This is a genomic window from Clostridium tertium (assembly GCF_017873245.1).
Classification (GTDB): Bacteria; Bacillota; Clostridia; order Clostridiales; family Clostridiaceae; genus Clostridium; species Clostridium tertium.
Genome location: NZ_JAGGJY010000005.1, coordinates 152465 through 172104, shown reverse-complemented (window position 1 = coordinate 172104; position 19640 = coordinate 152465). Strand labels below are relative to the sequence as shown.

Sequence of the window (19640 nt, the reverse complement as noted above, 5' to 3'; positions counted from 1 at the left end):
GGAGGGAATTCGATGGCTCAAAAAGTTAAAAAGACTAGAAGAAGAAAAGAAAGAAAGAACGTTGAGCATGGTGCTGCACACATCAAATCAACTTTCAATAACTCAATAGTTACTTTAACTGATGCGGCAGGGAATGCTTTATCATGGTCAAGCGCAGGAGCTTTAGGCTTCAGAGGATCAAGAAAGAGTACTCCATTCGCAGCTCAAATGGCAGCAGAAACAGCAGCTAAAGCAGCTATGGAACACGGATTAAAGAGTATAGAAGTATATGTAAAGGGACCAGGCGCTGGAAGAGAAGCGGCTATAAGATCTTTACAAGCGGCAGGATTAGAAGTAACTCTAATTAAAGACGTTACTCCAATCCCACACAACGGATGTAGACCACCAAAGAGAAGAAGAGTCTAGTATTCATATAGGAGGTGTAATTAATGGCAAGATATACTGGAGCTACATGTAGATTATGTAGAAGAGAAGGTATGAAATTATTCCTTAAAGGGGATAGATGTTATACAGATAAATGTGCTTTTGTTAGAAGAAGTTATGCACCAGGACAACATGGAGCAGCTAAGAAAAAATTATCTAACTACGGCGTACAATTAAGAGAAAAGCAAAAAGCTAGAAGAATATACGGAGTATTAGAAAGCCAATTCAGAGCTTATTATGAAAAGGCTGATCATATGAAGGGTATTACAGGTGAAAACTTACTTAAGTTATTAGAAATGAGATTAGATAACGTTGTTTACAGACTAGGTTATGGTGCTTCAAGAGCTGAAGCTAGACAATTAGTTAATCATGGACATTTCTTAGTAAATGGTAAGAAAGTTGACATTCCTTCATACAGAGTTTCTGTTAACGATGAAATAACAGTTACAGAAAAGAGCAGAGGAACTGAAAAATTCAAGACATTTATTGAAAATCCAAAGACTTTACCAAAGTGGTTAGAAGCAAATGTTGAAAATTATTCAGGTAAAATAGTTGCTGAACCATCAAGAGAAGATATTGACGTTCCAGTTAATGAAACTCTTATCGTTGAGTTATACAGCAAGTAATAGTTTAGTATTTGTATTGTTAAGATTTTTCTTACAATACAAATATATAAGCAGTTGCCCTCAGAATAATGTTGCCATTTAAAATATAAGGAGGGTTTGTGCATGTTAGAAATCGAAAAGCCAATAATAGAATGTATAGAAGCAAATGAGAATGGTACTTATGGTAAATATGTAGTTGAACCGTTAGAAAGAGGATATGGTATAACTCTTGGAAATGCTCTAAGAAGAATACTTTTATCATCACTTCCAGGTGCAGCTCCAACATCAGTAAAGATAGATGGAGTACTACATGAATTTTCAACTGTACAAGGTGTTAAAGAAGATGTTACAGAAATAATATTAAACATTAAATCTTTAGCATTAATTATGAATGGTGAAGGTCCAAAGACAATATATATAGATGCTCAAGGACCAGGAGTAGTTACAGGTGCAGATATCAAAACTGATGGAGATGTTGAAGTTGTAAGCAAGGATCTTCATATTGCTACATTAGATGATAATGCTAAGTTATATATGGAGATTACAGTTAATAGAGGAAGAGGATATGTTACTCAAAATAAAAATAAGAGTGAAGACCTTCCATTATCAGCTATAGCTGTTGACTCAATTTATACACCAGTAAAAAGAGTTAATTTCACTGTTGAAAATACAAGAGTAGGTCAAATTACTGACTACGATAAATTAACTTTAGAAATCTGGACTAATGGAACTATAAAGATTGATGAAGCTATAAGCTTATCAGCAAAAATTCTTATAGAACATTTTAAACTATTTATGTCATTAGGAGATAGTACTAATGATGTAGAGATAATGATAGAAAAAGAAGAAGACAAAAAAGAGAAAGTACTAGAAATGACTGTAGAAGAGCTAGATTTATCAGTTAGATCATATAACTGTTTAAAGAGAGCTGGAATAAATACAGTTCAAGAACTTGCTGGAAAATCAATGGATGACATGATGAAGGTAAGAAATCTAGGAAAGAAATCTTTAGAGGAAGTCGAAAGAAAGCTTAAGGAATTAGGCTTAGGATTAAGACTAAACGATGAGTAAGGAGGTAAATCCACATGGCAGGTTATCGTAAATTAGGTCGTCCTACTGACCAAAGAAGAGCTATGCTAAGAAGCCTTGTTACAAGCTTTTTAAAGCATGGTAAAATAGAAACAACTGAAACAAGAGCAAAGGAAACTAGAAAATTAGCTGAAAAGATGATCACTTTAGCAAAAAGAGGTGACCTTCACGCTAGAAGACAAGTTTTAGCTTTTGTTAATGAAGAAGAAGTAGTTCAAAACCTATTTGACAATGTTGCTCCAAAGTACGCAGAAAGAAATGGTGGATACACTAGAATGTACAAAAAAGGTCCAAGAAGAGGGGACGGAGCAGAAGTTGTTATACTTGAATTAGTATAATATACAGGGGATTAAGTTTATAACTTAGTCCCCATTTTTACATATTCAAAATTAAATATTATATAAGATCTTATAAATTTATTATAAAGTAATTGTAATTAAGCAAATGTATATTATAATATTCTTATGTTAAATGTATATACACTAATAAGCTTTTATATAATATTTAAGATAAAAGTTAAGCAATAAAAGGAGGGCTATATATGAAAGAAACAATGATTAAATGCAATGATGTATCTTTTAAATATAGAGTGCATGAGGGAGAAGAGGAAAGATACGCTGTAAATGGAGTTAGCTTTGAAGTTAAAAAGGGTGAATTTCTAGTAGTTTTAGGCCATAATGGATCAGGAAAATCCACTATAGCTAAACATATGAATGCATTACTTGTTCCTTCTGAAGGTGCTGTAATTGTAGATAGTTTAGATACATCGGATCCTAATAATTTATGGGAGATAAGAGCAAAAGCAGGAATGGTTTTTCAAAATCCAGATAATCAATTAGTAGCAACTATAGTTGAAGAAGATGTTGCTTTTGGGCCGGAGAATCTAGGGGTTCCTCCAGAAGAAATAAGAAAAAGAGTAGATGAAAGTTTAAAAAAAGTTGGAATGTATGAGTATAGAAGACATGCACCTCATTTGCTTTCAGGTGGACAAAAACAAAGAATTGCAATAGCTGGAATTTTAGCTATGAAACCAGAATGCATAATTTTTGATGAACCTACAGCAATGTTAGATCCTTCAGGAAGAAGAGAAGTCTTAAATAATATTAAAGAAATAAATGAGAAGTATGGAATTACTATAGTTCTCATAACTCATTATATGGATGAAGCTGCTGAGGCAGATAGGGTTCTTGTTATGGATGATGGAAAGATAATTTTAGAGGGAAATCCAAGAGAAGTATTTTCTAATGTAAAGCAAATGAAGGAGATAGGTCTAGATGTTCCTCAAGTAACTGAACTTTGCTATGAATTAAAGAATAATGGTATAGATATAGATACAAATATTTTAAATGTAGATGAGATGGTGAATGCGTTATGTCAATTAAAATAGAGAATTTAGTACATGTATACATGCCTAAGTCACCTTTTGAAAAAGTGGCTTTAAACAATGTTAATATAGAAATAAATGAAGGTGAGTTTGTTGCACTTATTGGCCATACTGGTTCTGGTAAGTCTACATTAATTCAGCATATGAATGGACTACTTAAGCCTACATCAGGAAGAATAGTAGTAGATGGGGAAGATATTACAAAAGATGGGGTAAAGCTTACTGATATTAGGAAAAAAGTAGGATTAGTATTCCAATATCCAGAGTATCAATTATTTGAAGAGACTATAGAAAAAGATATAGAATTTGGACCAAGGAATCTAGGGTTATCTGATGATGAGATAACAAAAAGAGTAAAAAGATCTATGGAAATGGTAGGGCTAGATTATGATACTTATAGAAATAAATCACCCTTTGATTTAAGCGGAGGACAAAAGAGAAGGGTAGCGATAGCTGGTGTAATTGCTATGGAGCCTAAAGTCCTTATATTAGATGAGCCGACAGCAGGGTTGGATCCAAAAGGTAGAGATGATATTTTAGAGCAAATAAAAGTTTTACATTATGAATATAAGATGACAATAATATTAGTAAGTCATAGTATGGAGGATGTAGGTAAGCTTGCTGAAAGAATAATAGTTATGAATAAGGGAGAAGTAGCTTTAGAAGGAACACCAGCTAAAGTGTTTAAGGAAGTCGAAACATTAGAAAATATAGGACTTGCGGTTCCACAAGTAACTTACCTTATGAGAGAATTAAAAAGAAGAGGTTTTAATGTCTCAGATGAAATTTATACTATAAAGCAAGGAAAAAAAGAACTACTAAGAATATTAAAGGAAGTTAAGAGCTAGGGGGAGCAAAAATGATAAAAGATATAACTATAGGTCAATACATACCGGGTGAAACTTTTGTTCATAAGTTAGATCCTAGAACAAAGATATTATTATCAATATTATTTATAATATCCTTATTTGTCGTAGATAAATTTATCGGATATATATTAATAATTGGAATTTTAGCATTAACAGTATATATTGCTAAATTACAACCTAGGTATTTATATAAGGGATTAAAGCCTGTATTTTTTCTTATAATATTTACTGCAGTTTTAAATATTTTTATGATTAAGGGAACAGCAGATACAATGATATTTGAGCTAGGCTTTGTGAAAGTATATGAAGAAGGATTAAGAACAGCTGCATTTATGGCATTAAGACTTATTTTTTTAATAATGGGTACATCAGTATTAACATTAACAACATCACCAATTGAGCTGACAGATGGTATAGAAAGCTTATTAAGACCAATTGGTAAGGAAATAGCGCATGAACTTGCGATGATGATGACAATAGCTTTAAGGTTTATTCCAACACTAATGGATGAAACAGATAAAATAATGATGGCACAAAAGGCAAGAGGTGCAGATTTTGAAACAGGTGGAATAATTCAAAAGGCAAAAAGCTTGATTCCATTATTGGTACCACTATTTATAAGCTCATTTAGAAGAGCGGATGAACTTGCTATGGCAATGGAAGCTAGAGCATATAGAGGCGGAAATGGAAGAACAAGAATGAAGCAATTAAAATTTACAAATAGAGATACTATTGCATTTGCTGTATTTTCTATTTTATTTATAGGAAGTTTATTAGTTAGATTTGCTATGTAAATAATATAAGCAAAGGTGATTCAAAACATGAGAAATATTAAACTAACTTTAGAATATGATGGAACAAATTATTTGGGATGGCAAAAGCAAAAGATAGGAGCAACAATTCAGGAGACATTAGAAGAGGCTATTAGACTCTTAACTAATGAAGAGTCTGAAGTTATCGGAAGCTCAAGAACAGATGCTGGTGTTCATGCAAGGGGATTTGTAGCAAATTTTAAAACTAATAGTAAAATACCATCAGAAAAATTTAGAGAAGCTATTAATTATAGATTACCTAATGATATAGTGATTTTAAAATCTGAGGAAGTAGAAGAAGATTTTCATTCAAGATACAGTGCAAAAGGGAAAACCTACTCTTACTCGATATTGAATAGAGATGTTAAGTCCGCAATAGGAAAAGATTATATGTATCATGTAAAGCGTAAATTAGATGTAGAAGATATGAAGGAAGCTTGTAAATACTTTATAGGAACTAAAGATTTTATAGCATTTAAGAGTAGTGGAAGTTCGGTAAAGACAACTGTAAGAACAATATCAGATTTGTATATAGATATAAAAGATGACATAATAAAAATTTATGTTACTGGTGATGGTTTTTTATATAATATGGTAAGAATAATAGTTGGAACATTAATAATGGTTGGATCTAATAAAATTGATTCAAGAGAAGTGAAAAATATAATAGAGAGTAAAGATAGAAAAAAAGCAGGAATATGTGTTCCGGCAGCTGGTTTAGTATTGGAAAAGGTTTATTATTAAAATGTGATGATTAATTAAAATAATTAATTAAAATAATTAATTAAAATAATTAATTAAAATAATTAATTAAAATAATTAATTAAAATAATTAATTAAAATAGTTGACACGCCCGTAAGCGTGTATTATAATAATGTATGTTTGTTAGAATAATTTATGTATATAAGATCCACTAGCCCCGGGTCTTGACATAAAAGCAGTACTTAATAAGTAAAGCACAAATGTAAGTTCAGGGAGGGAAAAACATGAAATCATACATTGCTAAGGCACAAGAAGTTGAAAGAAAATGGTATGTTGTTGACGCTGCTGGAAAGCCACTAGGAAGAGTTGCTAGCCAAGTTGCATCAATTTTAAGAGGAAAAAATAAACCAACATTTACACCAAATGTTGACTGTGGAGATTTCGTTATCGTAATCAATGCAGAAAAGGTTGTTTTAACTGGTAAGAAGTTAGATCAAAAATTAATGAGAAAGCACAGTTTATATCCAGGTGGATTAAAAGAAACTCCATATAGAGAAGTATTAGCAAAGAAACCTGAATTCGCTTTCGAAGAAGCTGTAAGAAGAATGCTTCCAACAGGTGTTTTAGGAAGAAAAATGCTTAAGAAGCTAAAAGTATATAGAGGTACTGAGCACGGACATGATGCTCAAAAACCAGAAGTACTTGAATTAAAGTACTAATACATGCTCGGGAGGAGGAATAAAAATGGCAAAAGTTCAATACATGGGTACTGGAAGAAGAAAAAAATCAATCGCAAGAGTTAGACTTGTACCAGGAAGTGGTAAAGTAGTTATAAATAATAGAGAAATAGAAAACTATTTCGGTTTAGAAACTTTAAGAATGATAGTTAACCAACCATTAGTTTTAACTGGAACTAAGGACAGATTTGACGTTTTAGTTAACGTTCACGGTGGTGGATTCACAGGTCAAGCTGGAGCTATCAGACACGGAATAACTAGAGCTTTAGTAAAAGCTGACGAAAACTTAAAGCCAGAATTAAAGAAGGCAGGTTTCGTAACTAGAGATCCAAGAATGAAGGAAAGAAAGAAATACGGTCTTAAAAAAGCAAGAAGAGCTCCACAATTCTCAAAGAGATAATATATGGAACTTCACAAATCCCACAAACCTTATGGTTGTGGGATTTATTTTTTATAAATAAGCTTATTACAAGAAAGTCTATATATTTCTATATTAAATTTAGGTTAAAAATATATTTAATTACTTAACAAATGTTAAAAAGTATTGTAAACTAAAAATGTAAAAATAATGTTGAAAAGGGGAATAGCTATTGGAATCATTAAAGGTAATTATACAGTTACTTGGCGGATTAGGTCTATTTATTTACGGTATGAAGATAATGGGAGATGGCCTTGAGAATGCCGCAGGTGACGGATTAAAGTCAATTCTGGAAAAGGTAACTAGAAATCCAATTATTGCTGTTATAGTAGGGGCAATAGTTACTGCTATAATACAGAGTAGTAGTGCTACTACTGTAATGGTAGTGGGATTTGTAAATGCAGGTTTAATGAATTTAGCTCAAGCAGCAGGAATTATAATGGGTGCCAATATAGGTACTACTATTACTGCTCAATTAGTTGCGTTTAAATTAGATCAAATTGCTCCATTATTTGTTTTCTTAGGAGCATTTATGGTTATGTTTGCTAAGGGTAAGAAGAGAAAAGACATAGGTAACATAATATTAGGTTTTGGTATTCTATTTGTTGGGATGGGACAAATGAGTGCTGCTATGAAGCCTTTAACTGCTTCACCTATATTTAATGATATTTTATCAACAGTAGGCTCCAAATGGTATTTAGGAATAATAGCTGGTGCAGTTATAACAGCTGTTCTACAAAGTTCATCAGCAACTACAGGAATTCTAGTAGCTTTAGCAACAGCAGGAGCAATCAATATACATGATGCACTTCCAATAGTATTTGGATGTAATATAGGAACATGTATTACTGCAATGATAGCATCTGTTGGTACAAATAAAACTGCACATAAAGCAGCAATGTTACACTTGATATTCAATTTAGGTGGGACTCTAATATTTATACCAGTATTAGTTAGTGGTATTTTAGGAAATGTAGTGTCAACTATAAGTCCAGGAGATGTTAGTAGACAAATTGCTAATGCTCATACAGTATTCAATATTGTAAATACTGCAATAATGTTACCTTTAACTGGATTATTAATTAAGCTTGTTAATAGGATTATTCCAGGAGATGATGAAGAAGATAAACCAGGACCAAAGTACATAGACGATAGATTATTAGAGACTCCAGTTATAGCAGCTGGACAGGTTGCAAAAGAAACATTAAGAATGGCTAATAAGGCTAAAAAGGGCTTGGCTTTAGCTTTAGAAGCTTTTGAAAAAAATGATGAAAAGCTAATTAAAAAAGTTTATGAGAATGAAGGCGTTATAAATACATTAAATGAAGCTATTACAAATTACTTAGTTAAGCTTTCTAAATGTGATTTATCAGATAAAGAGTTAAGTATAGTAGCAGCAACATTTCATGTTATAAATGATATAGAAAGAATAGGGGATCATGCTGAAAATATAGCAGATTTAACATCTCAAAAAATTTCTAAAAAACTTGAATATAGTAGTCAAGCGATGGAACAAATAAATAATATGTATAATAAAACTACTGAGGCTTTACAAGTAGCTATAGATAGTTATGCGAAAAAAGATATAGAAAAAGCTAAAAGTATAGAGTACATAGAATCAGAAATTGATAGACTACAAAAGAAATATAGAGAACTTCATATAAAGAGACTTTACGATGGAACTTGTAATGCATATGCTGGAGCTATATACTTAGATTTATTAAGCAACTTGGAAAGAATAGGGGATCATTCAACAAATATAGCAGAAAGTGTTATAGAAAATAGTTAAAAACATAAAAATCTCTAGTATAGGATATTAAATCCTAATACTGGGGATTTTTTTATTAGCAAGAAAAATTAATAATATGGACATAATAAATTTATAATTATTTTTATAAATATTATGGAGGTAAAGAAATGAAAAAATTACAATCAATAATTTTATGTATAACTATATCACTTTTATGTTTTACACCTATTGAAGTTTTTGCAGAGGAGGCAAATCAAAAGATAATATTAATTGATCCTGGGCATGGTGGATTTGATGGTGGGGCAAAATCAAAGTCAGGTGTAATAGAAAAGGATATAAATCTTCAAATAAGCTTAAAGCTTAAGGATGCCTTAGAGCAGAAGGGTTATAAGGTTTATTTAACAAGAGAAGGAGATCAAGGTTTAGAGGAAAAAGGATCTACAATAAAAGAAAAGAAAAGAGAAGATCTTAAAAAAAGAAGAGATTTAAAGGCTGAGACAAAATGTGATATCTTTGTATCTATTCATCAAAATATGTTTCCACAAGCTAAATGCTTTGGAGCTCAAGTTTGGCATGCATCTAATGATATAAGTAAAAAGCTTGCTGACGATATACAAGGATCACTTAAAGAAGTGGTTAAGGATAATAATAAAAGAGTATCAAAACCAGCTGGGGATTCTTATTTAATATTAAGAGACAAATATGAAGGGGCATCTGTATTGGTAGAATGCGGATTTTTATCTAATCCTGAAGAGGAACAAAGATTACAAACAGAAGAACATCAAAATTCAATAGTTGAAGGAATATCATTGGGAATAGAAAAGTATTTTGAAGAAATAAATAAGACATCAAATTAATAAGGAGATTTCCGAGGAAATATATCAAAATATATTGTCGAAGATATTTCAACTATATATTAAATTTAAAAAACAGGATATATTATACGAAAGATAATATATCTTGTTTTATTTTGTAAATAATACATTTTAAAAAGAACCTAATTAGGATATATACTTTGACTAATAACCTATATAATTTGAATTAGTAGCAAAATAAATGTTTAACAGATTATTTAAGTAAAATAGAGTTATTTACCTTAAGGCTATTTTTAGGTAATTCTTTAAATTCAAAATTAATAGAAGTAGCTAGGATATGGATTATAAAAAATACTAATATAGCAATAAGAAAGTAAACTATAAAGTTAGCAATTTTACTTAAGTTTAGATTCATCACATACTCTCCTTAGACATATTTATTAAAATATAATATTTTTGGTATAAAAATATGATAAAATATTTATGAAAAGCTTTATATTAAAATAAATAATTATATATAAAATAATTTTAAACTTCGAGAAACGATGGAGACATTAGTAATATATCTATAAAATATATAAGACTTTATTTATAATAATTTAAGATTGAACTAATGATTTGTTAAGTTAAGAAATAGGAGGATATTTATGAGAACTATATGTGTTGAAGAAATTACAGATGCTATCAAGAAATTATGCATAGATTCAAATTATAATTTATCCAATGATGTATATGAGGCTTTAAGCAATGCTAAAAAAGAGGAAACTTGGGATTTAGCTAATGATATATTGGACAAGATAATGATAAATTCTGAAGTAGCAAGAAATGAAGAAATGCCAATGTGCCAAGATACAGGAATAACATGTGTTTTTATGGAGATTGGACAAGATGTTCATATTACGGGAGGAAATCTTGAAGAGGCTATAAATGAAGGTGTTAGAAGAGGTTATGAAGAAGGATATTTAAGAAAGTCGGTAGTTAAGGATCCTATAAATAGAATCAATACGAAGGATAATACTCCAGCAATAATATATTATGATATAGTTCCTGGAGATAAAGTAAAAATAACTGTTGCGCCTAAAGGATTTGGTTCAGAAAATATGAGTCAAATAAAGATGCTTAAACCTTCAGATGGATTGCAAGGAGTTAAGGATTTTATAATAAAGGTTGTAAGGGAAGCAGGACCTAATCCATGCCCACCTATGATTGTAGGGGTAGGTATCGGAGGAACATTTGATAAAGCAGCATATTTAGCTAAAAAAGCTTTATTAAGACCTATAAACAATAGGAATAATAATAAATTTTATAGTGATTTAGAAGAAGAATTATTAAGAGAAATAAATAAACTTGGAATAGGGCCACAAGGGTTTGGTGGAAAGACAACAGCATTAGGGATTAATATTGAAACCTATCCAACACATATAGCAGGACTGCCTGTTGCTGTAAATATAAGTTGCCATGCTACTAGGCATAAAGAAATAATTTTATAAGGGGATAAAATTGTGGAAAATAAAGAAATAAGAAAAGAAACTGTGGAAAGAAAGATAAGTACTCCTTTAACATATGAAAAAATAAAAGATCTAAAGGCAGGGGATACAATATTACTAACAGGTACTATATATTCAGCTAGAGATGCAGCACATAAGAGATTAATTGATCTATTAGATTCAGGACATGATTTACCAATAAATATTAAAGGTGAAGCTATATATTATGTAGGGCCAAGTCCAGCAAAAAAAGGACAAGTTATAGGATCAGCTGGACCAACTACAAGCTATAGAATGGATGCGTACTCACCTAGATTACTAGAGTTAGGACTAAAAGCAATGATAGGAAAAGGTGCTAGAAACCAAGAGGTTGTGGATTCAATAGTAAAAAATAAAGCTGTATATTTAGGAGCCATTGGAGGTGCTGCTGCATTAATCTCTAAAAGTATAGTTTCATCAGAAATAATTGCATATGAAGACTTAGGCGCAGAAGCCATTAGAAAGATGAAGGTAATAGACATGCCTTTAATAGTTATAATAGATGTAAATGGTAATAACTTATATAAAGTGGGACAAGAGGCTTATTTAAAGTCAATGAAATAGTTAATAAAAAGGTGAATAAAAAGGTGAATAAAAAGTTATACTCTTAGAAGTAATTTTTATAAAGATTTATATACTATTTAAGATCTGTTTCAGAAAGTTTATCTATATTTTGAAAAAGACTTTTAGGATTATAAAGAAATCAATATTTAAAATATAATTAGCAAATATAATTACTACATTTATGAATTTATTTCAGATATAGCTAAATTGATTGCCGTAGAATATAGTTATAAAAATGCCCCCCATATTAGAGATAATAAAAATCTAAGATATGGGGGTAAAACTATTTTATATTTTAAAAATAATTAATATTAAATTTTATGAAATCCCTTTCCATTAACTTCAGAAACATCTATTATTGTAATAAATGCTTTAGGATCTATTCTTAATATTTTACTCTTTAAATGTACAATTTGAGAGGAGGTTACAGCTATATAAAGCATTTTTTTTAGTTCATGAGTATATTCACCTTCAGCAATTAATGAAGTAACTCCTCTATTCATATCTTTAATGACATACTCTATTATTTCCTGTTCTTTTTCAGTTAATATTAATAATAATTTCTTACTATTAAATCCATTAATAACTTTATCTACTATAGTTCCTTGAACAAACATAGATATTAAGGTATATAGAGCTTTAGGAAGCCCAAAAATTAATGCACCTATAAAAACTATTATACAGTTAATACCGAAGCTAAGCTTACCTATTTCAAAGTTAGAATACTTCTTTCTAAGTACCATTGTTATAATATCGGTACCTCCAGTTGAACCATTTCTTGAAAAAACTAGACCATATCCTAGACCACATAAAACTCCGCCGTAAATACAATAAAGTAATATGTCATCTACTTTCACTAAGTTAGATAAAGGCTTAGTGATTATAAGGGAAATTGATAATGATATCATTCCAACTGCAGAATATAGAGTAAATCGCTTATTTAACATTTTATAACTTACAAAAAATAAAGGAATATTAATTATAAATACAGTTATACCAGAAGGTACTTCAGCTAAATATTGTAAAATAAGTGCTATACCAGTAGCTCCACCACTAAGTAATTGAGCATTAACTAAGAATAAATTAACTCCTAGAGATGCTATTACACACCCAACAAAAATAAAAAAGAAATCTAAAATCATGTGCTTGTTGATTGTAAACTTATGTAACATATCAAACTCCTTAAAATTATCTGTTAGAAATATACACTAAAATTATATATTAAATACTATCGAATGTTAATAATAACTTATATATATATTTGATTATTTTAATAAAAATGTAATTTTTACAATTAGTAAAATTTCATAATATAAGATATTATAATTATAGGATAAGATAGAGGGGTGAAAATATGTTTAATGTTTTAGTAGTTGACGATGAAAAGGAAATTAGAGATGCTATTGATATATATCTAAGAGGAGAAGGCATGAAAGTCTTTAAAGCTAAAGATGGCGTAGAGGCTTTGGAGCTATTAGATAAAGAAAAAATACATCTAATAGTTTTGGATATAATGATGCCAAGAATGGATGGAATAAAAACATGTCTAAAGATTAGAGAAAAAAGGAATTTGCCTATTATAATGTTATCAGCAAAAGGAGAAGATAGTGATAAGATATTAGGTTTAAATGTAGGGGCTGATGATTATATAGCTAAACCATTTAATCATTTAGAACTTGTTGCTAGAGTAAAGTCTCAGTTAAGAAGATATCAAAAGCCCTTGGAATTAGAAGGAGAGAGTCCAGATATAATAGAGGTAAGGGATTTGATAATAAATAATAAGGAAAAAACAATTTTTTTAAGAGGAGAAGATGTAAAAGTTACGGCAACAGAATTTAAAATACTTCAACTTCTAGCTTCAAACTTAGGAAGAGTTTTCTCTATAAAAGAAATATATGAAAAAGTATGGGAAGAACCATTTTATAGAAGTGAAAATACTGTAACTGTTCATATTAGAAGGATAAGAGAAAAGATAGAAATTAATACAAAAGATCCTGAATATATAAAGGTAGTGTGGGGAGTTGGATATAAAATTGAAAGAGAAGATTAAAAGGTATATAACTGGTGTATGGGGAATAGAAATTTTAACCGTATGTATATTATTAATTTCATTAACTATAGGATATTATCAATCTTTTAATAATACTTTTTCAGATTTAGGAGCAGGAACATTTGATGCATTATTCAATAAGGATAAATACATAGAATCGATGATATATTATGAAAGTAAAGATGTATCAAAATATATATATTCAAATACTAATAATCTGGAGGATATTAGGTCAATAGAATACGAAAATGAGCGTCTATCAGAGAATAATTATTTTTATGGTGATTTATTTTATGTATTAATAAATAAAGAAACAGGAAATTTTACGACAAATGATGTAAAATTACGTGAATCTGTAGAAAAGTATGATAATACTGTAGCTTTGCTTGAAGATAATATAAATGCGTATTTGAAGGAATTTGGCTATCCATCTGTTAGAATAGACAATAAAGATAAATATAATTATTATGTTACAAGTACTACAGATAAGATAAGTAAACAAAATGTAGATAAATATATAGAGATATATTATAGAGATCCTAGTGTATATACATACCTTATAAAAACAGATACTATAACAGCAAAAGTAATGATAGTGTTAACGATCCTAGCTATAGTACTTTTACTAAAGATAATAATAAATTCTGTGATTAATAGTAAAAATATACATTTAGAAATTAAAGTTTTAAAGAGACTTATATACGTTTTAAGATATGGTTACAAATACAAAAATACACGTAATAAAATTATGGTTTCTTTTGGTGGAGCAATAGCAGTAATATTAGTGTATTTATATTTAATTGCAGGAATAAGAAACCAAAATGTTTTGATAACATTTTTGACTAGATATCCATTTAAAGGAACTTTAATTTTAGTGTTAATTCCATTAGTATGTGTTTTATATTCATTGAAGAAAAGTCTTGATATTTCAGTTATTAATGATGGATTGAAGAAAATTAATTCAGGCGAATTAGAATATAAAATAAGTGATATTGGTGAAAGAGAAGTTAAAGAGTTAGTAGAAAATATAAATCAAATAAGAGAAGGTTATAAAATAGCTTTAAATGAGAAAGTAAAAAATGAAAAGTTAAAGACAGAATTAATTTCCAATGTTTCTCATGACTTAAAAACACCATTAACATCAATAATAAACTATGTAAATATATTAAATGATACTAATATAACAGAAGAAGAAAGAAAAGATTATTTGACTATATTAGATAGAAGTTCAAAAAGGTTAAAGACTCTTATAGAAGACTTGTTTGAGGTATCAAAACTAAACAGCGGTAAAATGACTATAGAGAAACATGAAATAGATATAGTTTCTTTAGTATATCAAGGTGTTGGAGAATATTCAAATTTATATGAAGAAAAAAATATGGAATTTAAGGTAAATACAAATGAAGATGAAATATTTGTTGATTTAGATGGTAAATTAATGTCCAGGGTATTTGAAAATATAATAGTAAATGCATTAAAATATTCACTTAATAATACTAGAGTATATATAGATATAAATTCTAAAGAAAACTTAGTAGAAGTATCTTTTAAAAATATATCTAATTATGAAATGGATTTTAATACTCAAGATATATTTGAGAGATTTGCAAGAGCTGATAAATCAAGAAATTCATCTGTAGAAGGTTCTGGCATGGGACTTGCCATAACAAAAAGTATAATAGAGCTTCATAATGGAAGTATAAAAATAGAAGTAGAAGGAGATATGTTTAAAATTTATTTAATCATACCTAAGAAATAATATGTTATAATAATAATTAAATAATAATAATTAAATATAGGAGTGATAATATGTCAGTTTTATTTGTTGAATATCCAAAGTGTACTACATGTAGAAAAGCAAAGAAGTTTTTAACAGAAAATAATGTAGAATTTATAGATAGACATATAGCAGATGAAAATCCAACAAAAGAAGAACTAAAAGATTGGATAGCTAAAAGTGGGTTACCAATTAATAAATTCTTCAATACATCAGGTGTATTATATAGAGAAATGCAATTAAAAGATAAAGTTAAGGTATTACCAGAAGATGAACTTTTAGATATATTAGCATCTAATGGAATGCTAGTAAAGAGACCAATAGTAATAAAGGATAATACTGTTTTAGTTGGATTTAAGGAAGCTGATTGGATTGAGAAGTTAAAATAATTAGTATTATTTAACTTTTAATTTTAAAAAATAAAAATTATTTGTGAAAACTATTATTAAAGGTGAAAAAAGGAGATATTAAATGAATATCTCCATTTTTTCTTGTTTAGCATTAGATTATTAAATTTTACAAAGGAAAAAATAGAAATTATAATGGACTATATATTGTATATTCATGGAAACGGAAAGAATATTACATACTATATGTAGTGGAAGGGGAAGAGTATGACACATTTATTTAATATTTGTAGGTTAGCTTTAGATGGAATAGATAATGGTCAAAGGATTTATACAGAAGAAAGGCTTTTAGAAGCGTTAAATCATATAGTTAGACCTAATATGAAAGATGAGGAAATAAGAGATTCGATAATACAAGTAGCTTTAGAGCTTACATCAGATATGGAGCCAAGATGGCAAAATGCAGCGGCAAGACTGTATGTATTTAAACTTTACGATAAGATAAGAAAAAATAGAGAGATTACTAATGACGAAAATATATATGGAGATTTATATGGATTTATAAATAAATTAACTGAAAAAGGACTTTATGGGAAATACATATTAGAAAATTATACAAGAGAAGAGATATTAGAGCTAGAAAATGAAATTAAACCAGAAAGAGATTTCCTATTTACGTATAGTGGAATAAATCTTTTAGCAAAAAGATATTTGATTCAAGATTTTGATAGAAGTACATTAGAGCTTCCGCAACAAATGTTTATGGGGATAGCAATGCATTTAGCTATTCCAGAAAAAAAGGAAGTAAGAGTATTATGGGCAAAGAGATTTTACGATGTATTAAGTTCTCTTAAGGCAACTATGGCGACACCAACAATGTCTAATGCTAGAAAACCATTTTATCAATTAAGCTCATGCTTTATAGATACAGTACAAGATAGTTTAAAGGGGATATATAAGTCACTTGATAACTTTGCAGAGGTTTCAAAGTTTGGTGGCGGAATGGGAATATATATTGGTAAAGTTAGAGCTTTAGAATCACCTATAAGAGGATTTAAGGGAGCTTCAGGTGGAGTAATACCATGGGTAAAATTATTTAATGATACAGCTATAGCAGTAGATCAACTAGGAGTTAGAAATGGATCAGTTGCCATATGGTTAGATGCATGGCATAAGGATCTACCAGAATTCTTACAATTAAAAACTAATAATGGTGATGATAGAAAGAAAGCACATGATGTCTTTCCAGGACTTTGCTATCCAGATTTATTTTGGAAACTTGCAGAAACAGATATAGATGCAAACTGGTATATGATGTGTCCCCATGAAATTAGATTAGCAAAGGGATATTCATTAGAAGATTTCTATGGAGAAGAGTGGGAAAAGAAATATTACGAATGTGTTGAAGATGACAGTATAAGTAAAAGAGTTATGTCGGTAAAAGAAATTGTTAGATTAATAATAAAGAGTGCTGCCGAAACTGGAACTCCATTTGCTTTTTATAGAGATACAGTAAATAAGATGAATCCAAATAAGCATAAAGGAATGATTTACTCATCAAACCTTTGTACAGAAATTATGCAAAATATGAGCTCAATGAATATACAACAATCAGAAGTAAAAGATGAAAATGGAGATACTATAATAATTGAAAAAACAAAATCAGGTGATTTTGTAGTATGTAATTTATCATCAGTAGTTTTAGGAAATGTTGATGTTAAAAATGATGAAGAGCTAGGATATGTTGTAGAAACTCAAATAAGAGCTATGGACAATGTAATAGATTTAAACTATTATTCAGTACCATTTGCAGAAGTGACTAATAAAAAATATAGGGCTATAGGACTTGGAACAAGTGGATATCACCATATGCTTGCAAATAATTTAATTCATTGGACAGAAGATAGGCATAAGGAATTTGCAGATGATGTTTATGAGAGAATTAACTATTATGCAATAAAGGCAAGTATGAATATTTCAAAAGAAAAGGGAAGATATTCATGTTTTGAAGGATCAGATTGGCATAATGGAAATTACTTTGAACTTAGAGGATATAAATCTGAAAAATGGAATCAACTAAGAGAAGAAGTAAATACTCATGGAATGAGAAATGGATACCTAATGGCTGTAGCCCCAAATGGTTCAACAGCAACTATAGCAGGTACTTCAGAAGGAATAGATCCAGTAATGGCTAGATTTTGGCTTGAAGAAAAGAAAGGAAGTATAATACCAAAAACTGCACCAAACTTAAGTGAAGAAAACTATTGGTATTATAACTCTGCATATAATATAGATCAAAAATGGTGTGTGCAAATAAATGGTATTAGACAAAGACATATAGATCAAGGGCAATCATTTAATTTATATATAACAACTAATTATACTATGAGACAAATTATGAATTTATATATAGAAGCTTGCAAAGCTGGAGTTAAATCCATATACTATGTGCGCTCAAAATCCTTAACAGTAAGTGATTGTGAAAGTTGTTCAGCATAAGTTCGAAAGAATACTAATAAGGTCTTGGAGGGTAATAAATGTTTATAAATAAAAAGCCTCTTTTTAATGAGTTTGGTGATACTGAAACATCTAAAAAGAGAATGATAAATGGAAATACTACTAACTTAAATGATTTTAATAACATGAAATATACTTGGGTTTCAGATTGGTATAGGCAAGCGATGAATAATTTCTGGATTCCAGAAGAAATAAATCTTGCTCAGGATTTAAAGGATTATAATAAGTTAACAAATGATGAAAGAACAGCTTATGATAAAATACTTTCTTTCTTAATATTCTTAGACTCAATACAAACTGCAAATTTATCTAATATTAATAATTATATTACAGCTAGTGAAGTTAATTTATGCTTAACAATACAAGCTTTTCAAGAAGCTGTTCATTCACAAAGTTATAGTTATATGTTAGATACAATATGCTCTCCAGAAAAAAGAAATGAAATATTATATCAATGGAAAGATGATAAAATATTATTAGAAAGAAATAAATTCATAGGAGAATTGTATAATAATTTCTTAGAGGCACCAACTCAAGAAAATCTTATTAAAACTATAATGGCAAACTATATATTAGAAGGAATATATTTTTATTCAGGCTTTATGTTCTTCTATAATTTAGAGAGAAATGGTAAAATGCCAGGGTCAGCACAAGAAATTAGATATATAAATAGAGATGAAAATACCCATCTTTGGTTGTTTAGAAATATATTAAAAGAATTACAGTTAGAGCAACCTGAAATATTTACAGATGAGGTAAAAAATCAACTGAAAGAAATGATGAAAACTGCAGTTGAACATGAAATTTCTTGGGGAAATTATGTTATTGGTGATAATATTCAAGGAATAAATAAAAACTTAATCAATGATTATATAAAATATCTAGGGAACTTAAGAATGAAGGCAATAGGATTAGATGCAATTTATGAAGGGCATGATAACAATCCAGCAGCTTGGGTAGATATATTATCAGATGCTAATTCAGTAAAGACAGATTTCTTTGAGGCAAAATCAACTGCTTATGCTAAGGCTGGAGCACTTATAGATGATTTATAGAAAATAATAAAATGTGAGAATAAATTGTCGAATTGTATTTTTATAATAAAAGGCTGTTTAAAACAGCCTTTTTTAACTATTCTTTTAACTATAATAAAGGCAATAAATATATCAAATAGAGGGTGAAAGTACTATTGATTTTGAAGAAAATGTAAAAATTTTTAGTATAATTATACTTATATAGAAAATATGTAAATAA

Annotated in this window: 20 protein-coding genes; 19 read left to right on the top strand and 1 reads right to left on the bottom strand. The window is 29.2% G+C overall.

Annotated features, from left to right (window positions below; genetic code table 11):
• Window positions 1-12: 12 nt before the first annotated feature.
• The 14 genes from rpsK (at window position 13) to J2Z25_RS08045 (ending at window position 11695) form a co-directional block, all read left to right on the top strand.
• A complete protein-coding gene (gene rpsK, locus J2Z25_RS08110; RefSeq protein WP_008681161.1) occupies window positions 13-405 on the top strand; it encodes a 30S ribosomal protein S11 in 393 nt (130 codons plus the stop codon).
• A 23-nt stretch (window positions 406-428) separates the two neighbouring features.
• Complete coding sequence (gene rpsD / locus J2Z25_RS08105) at window positions 429-1049, top strand: 30S ribosomal protein S4 (protein ID WP_111928616.1); 621 nt, start codon at window positions 429-431, stop codon at window positions 1047-1049.
• 102 nt (window positions 1050-1151) lie between these two features.
• Window positions 1152-2099 (top strand): DNA-directed RNA polymerase subunit alpha, encoded by a 948-nt coding sequence (locus J2Z25_RS08100; protein WP_097033900.1) that lies wholly within the window; start codon window positions 1152-1154, stop codon window positions 2097-2099.
• A 14-nt stretch (window positions 2100-2113) separates the two neighbouring features.
• A complete protein-coding gene (rplQ, locus tag J2Z25_RS08095; protein WP_008681157.1) occupies window positions 2114-2455 on the top strand; it encodes a 50S ribosomal protein L17 in 342 nt (113 codons plus the stop codon).
• 203 nt (window positions 2456-2658) lie between these two features.
• A complete protein-coding gene (locus J2Z25_RS08090; RefSeq protein ID WP_099345685.1) occupies window positions 2659-3504 on the top strand; it encodes an energy-coupling factor transporter ATPase in 846 nt (281 codons plus the stop codon).
• The gene (locus J2Z25_RS08085; protein ID WP_209739658.1) at window positions 3489-4349 is read left to right on the top strand and encodes an energy-coupling factor transporter ATPase; all 861 of its coding nucleotides are present in this window, start codon (window positions 3489-3491) and stop codon (window positions 4347-4349) included. Before J2Z25_RS08090 ends, J2Z25_RS08085 begins: the two co-directional genes overlap by 16 nt.
• Before the next feature lie 11 nt (window positions 4350-4360).
• Complete coding sequence (locus tag J2Z25_RS08080) at window positions 4361-5164, top strand: energy-coupling factor transporter transmembrane component T family protein (protein ID WP_008681154.1); 804 nt, start codon at window positions 4361-4363, stop codon at window positions 5162-5164.
• A 27-nt stretch (window positions 5165-5191) separates the two neighbouring features.
• Window positions 5192-5926: a tRNA pseudouridine(38-40) synthase TruA gene (truA, locus tag J2Z25_RS08075; RefSeq protein ID WP_209739655.1), complete on the top strand. Its 735-nt coding sequence runs from the start codon at window positions 5192-5194 to the stop codon at window positions 5924-5926.
• A 243-nt stretch (window positions 5927-6169) separates the two neighbouring features.
• The gene (gene rplM / locus J2Z25_RS08070) at window positions 6170-6604 is read left to right on the top strand and encodes a 50S ribosomal protein L13 (protein WP_008681152.1); all 435 of its coding nucleotides are present in this window, start codon (window positions 6170-6172) and stop codon (window positions 6602-6604) included.
• 25 nt (window positions 6605-6629) lie between these two features.
• A complete protein-coding gene (rpsI, locus tag J2Z25_RS08065; protein WP_008681151.1) occupies window positions 6630-7022 on the top strand; it encodes a 30S ribosomal protein S9 in 393 nt (130 codons plus the stop codon).
• Between the two features lie 190 nt (window positions 7023-7212).
• Window positions 7213-8829 carry a Na/Pi cotransporter family protein gene (locus J2Z25_RS08060; protein ID WP_008681150.1) on the top strand — a complete coding sequence of 539 codons (1617 nt, stop codon included), beginning with the start codon at window positions 7213-7215 and terminating at the stop codon, window positions 8827-8829.
• A gap of 128 nt (window positions 8830-8957) precedes the next feature.
• Window positions 8958-9647, top strand: a complete 690-nt coding sequence (gene cwlD, locus J2Z25_RS08055) for an N-acetylmuramoyl-L-alanine amidase CwlD (protein ID WP_008681149.1) — start codon at window positions 8958-8960, stop codon at window positions 9645-9647.
• A gap of 605 nt (window positions 9648-10252) precedes the next feature.
• Entirely contained in the window at window positions 10253-11095 is an 843-nt protein-coding gene (locus tag J2Z25_RS08050) for a fumarate hydratase (protein WP_209739652.1), read from the top strand.
• 42 nt (window positions 11096-11137) lie between these two features.
• Complete coding sequence (locus J2Z25_RS08045) at window positions 11138-11695, top strand: Fe-S-containing hydro-lyase (protein WP_035286053.1); 558 nt, start codon at window positions 11138-11140, stop codon at window positions 11693-11695.
• A 311-nt stretch (window positions 11696-12006) separates the two neighbouring features.
• Here the strand turns inward: J2Z25_RS08045 and J2Z25_RS08040 are convergent, their stop codons facing one another.
• Window positions 12007-12867 (bottom strand): YitT family protein, encoded by an 861-nt coding sequence (locus J2Z25_RS08040; protein ID WP_008681142.1) that lies wholly within the window; start codon window positions 12865-12867, stop codon window positions 12007-12009.
• 182 nt (window positions 12868-13049) lie between these two features.
• Between J2Z25_RS08040 and J2Z25_RS08035 the strand changes: the two genes are divergently transcribed.
• The 5 genes from J2Z25_RS08035 (at window position 13050) to J2Z25_RS08015 (ending at window position 19441) form a co-directional block, all read left to right on the top strand.
• Window positions 13050-13745, top strand: coding sequence for a response regulator transcription factor (locus J2Z25_RS08035; RefSeq protein ID WP_008681140.1), 696 nt, complete (start codon window positions 13050-13052; stop codon window positions 13743-13745).
• Entirely contained in the window at window positions 13729-15504 is a 1776-nt protein-coding gene (locus J2Z25_RS08030; RefSeq protein WP_209739649.1) for a HAMP domain-containing sensor histidine kinase, read from the top strand. Before J2Z25_RS08035 ends, J2Z25_RS08030 begins: the two co-directional genes overlap by 17 nt.
• A 50-nt stretch (window positions 15505-15554) precedes the next feature.
• The gene (locus J2Z25_RS08025; protein ID WP_209739648.1) at window positions 15555-15911 is read left to right on the top strand and encodes an arsenate reductase family protein; all 357 of its coding nucleotides are present in this window, start codon (window positions 15555-15557) and stop codon (window positions 15909-15911) included.
• A gap of 225 nt (window positions 15912-16136) precedes the next feature.
• Entirely contained in the window at window positions 16137-18368 is a 2232-nt protein-coding gene (locus J2Z25_RS08020; protein ID WP_209739645.1) for a ribonucleoside-diphosphate reductase subunit alpha, read from the top strand.
• Between the two features lie 38 nt (window positions 18369-18406).
• Window positions 18407-19441, top strand: coding sequence for a ribonucleotide-diphosphate reductase subunit beta (locus tag J2Z25_RS08015; protein ID WP_008681134.1), 1035 nt, complete (start codon window positions 18407-18409; stop codon window positions 19439-19441).
• Window positions 19442-19640 lie beyond the last annotated feature (199 nt).

What these genes read in the sequence shown, in the direction of transcription:
- J2Z25_RS08090 (WP_099345685.1), top strand. Translation starts at nt 2,659, where the DNA reads ATGAAAGAAACAATGATTAAATGCAATGATGTATCTTTTAAATATAGA.
- rplM (WP_008681152.1), top strand. Translation starts at nt 6,170, where the DNA reads ATGAAATCATACATTGCTAAGGCACAAGAAGTTGAAAGAAAATGGTAT.
- J2Z25_RS08085 (WP_209739658.1), top strand. Translation starts at nt 3,489, where the DNA reads ATGTCAATTAAAATAGAGAATTTAGTACATGTATACATGCCTAAGTCA.
- rpsK (WP_008681161.1), top strand. Translation starts at nt 13, where the DNA reads ATGGCTCAAAAAGTTAAAAAGACTAGAAGAAGAAAAGAAAGAAAGAAC.
- J2Z25_RS08080 (WP_008681154.1), top strand. Translation starts at nt 4,361, where the DNA reads ATGATAAAAGATATAACTATAGGTCAATACATACCGGGTGAAACTTTT.
- J2Z25_RS08025 (WP_209739648.1), top strand. Translation starts at nt 15,555, where the DNA reads ATGTCAGTTTTATTTGTTGAATATCCAAAGTGTACTACATGTAGAAAA.
- J2Z25_RS08100 (WP_097033900.1), top strand. Translation starts at nt 1,152, where the DNA reads ATGTTAGAAATCGAAAAGCCAATAATAGAATGTATAGAAGCAAATGAG.
- J2Z25_RS08040 (WP_008681142.1), bottom strand. Translation starts at nt 12,867, where the DNA reads ATGTTACATAAGTTTACAATCAACAAGCACATGATTTTAGATTTCTTT.
- J2Z25_RS08020 (WP_209739645.1), top strand. Translation starts at nt 16,137, where the DNA reads ATGACACATTTATTTAATATTTGTAGGTTAGCTTTAGATGGAATAGAT.
- truA (WP_209739655.1), top strand. Translation starts at nt 5,192, where the DNA reads ATGAGAAATATTAAACTAACTTTAGAATATGATGGAACAAATTATTTG.
- J2Z25_RS08015 (WP_008681134.1), top strand. Translation starts at nt 18,407, where the DNA reads ATGTTTATAAATAAAAAGCCTCTTTTTAATGAGTTTGGTGATACTGAA.
- cwlD (WP_008681149.1), top strand. Translation starts at nt 8,958, where the DNA reads ATGAAAAAATTACAATCAATAATTTTATGTATAACTATATCACTTTTA.
- rpsI (WP_008681151.1), top strand. Translation starts at nt 6,630, where the DNA reads ATGGCAAAAGTTCAATACATGGGTACTGGAAGAAGAAAAAAATCAATC.
- J2Z25_RS08050 (WP_209739652.1), top strand. Translation starts at nt 10,253, where the DNA reads ATGAGAACTATATGTGTTGAAGAAATTACAGATGCTATCAAGAAATTA.
- J2Z25_RS08035 (WP_008681140.1), top strand. Translation starts at nt 13,050, where the DNA reads ATGTTTAATGTTTTAGTAGTTGACGATGAAAAGGAAATTAGAGATGCT.
- rplQ (WP_008681157.1), top strand. Translation starts at nt 2,114, where the DNA reads ATGGCAGGTTATCGTAAATTAGGTCGTCCTACTGACCAAAGAAGAGCT.
- rpsD (WP_111928616.1), top strand. Translation starts at nt 429, where the DNA reads ATGGCAAGATATACTGGAGCTACATGTAGATTATGTAGAAGAGAAGGT.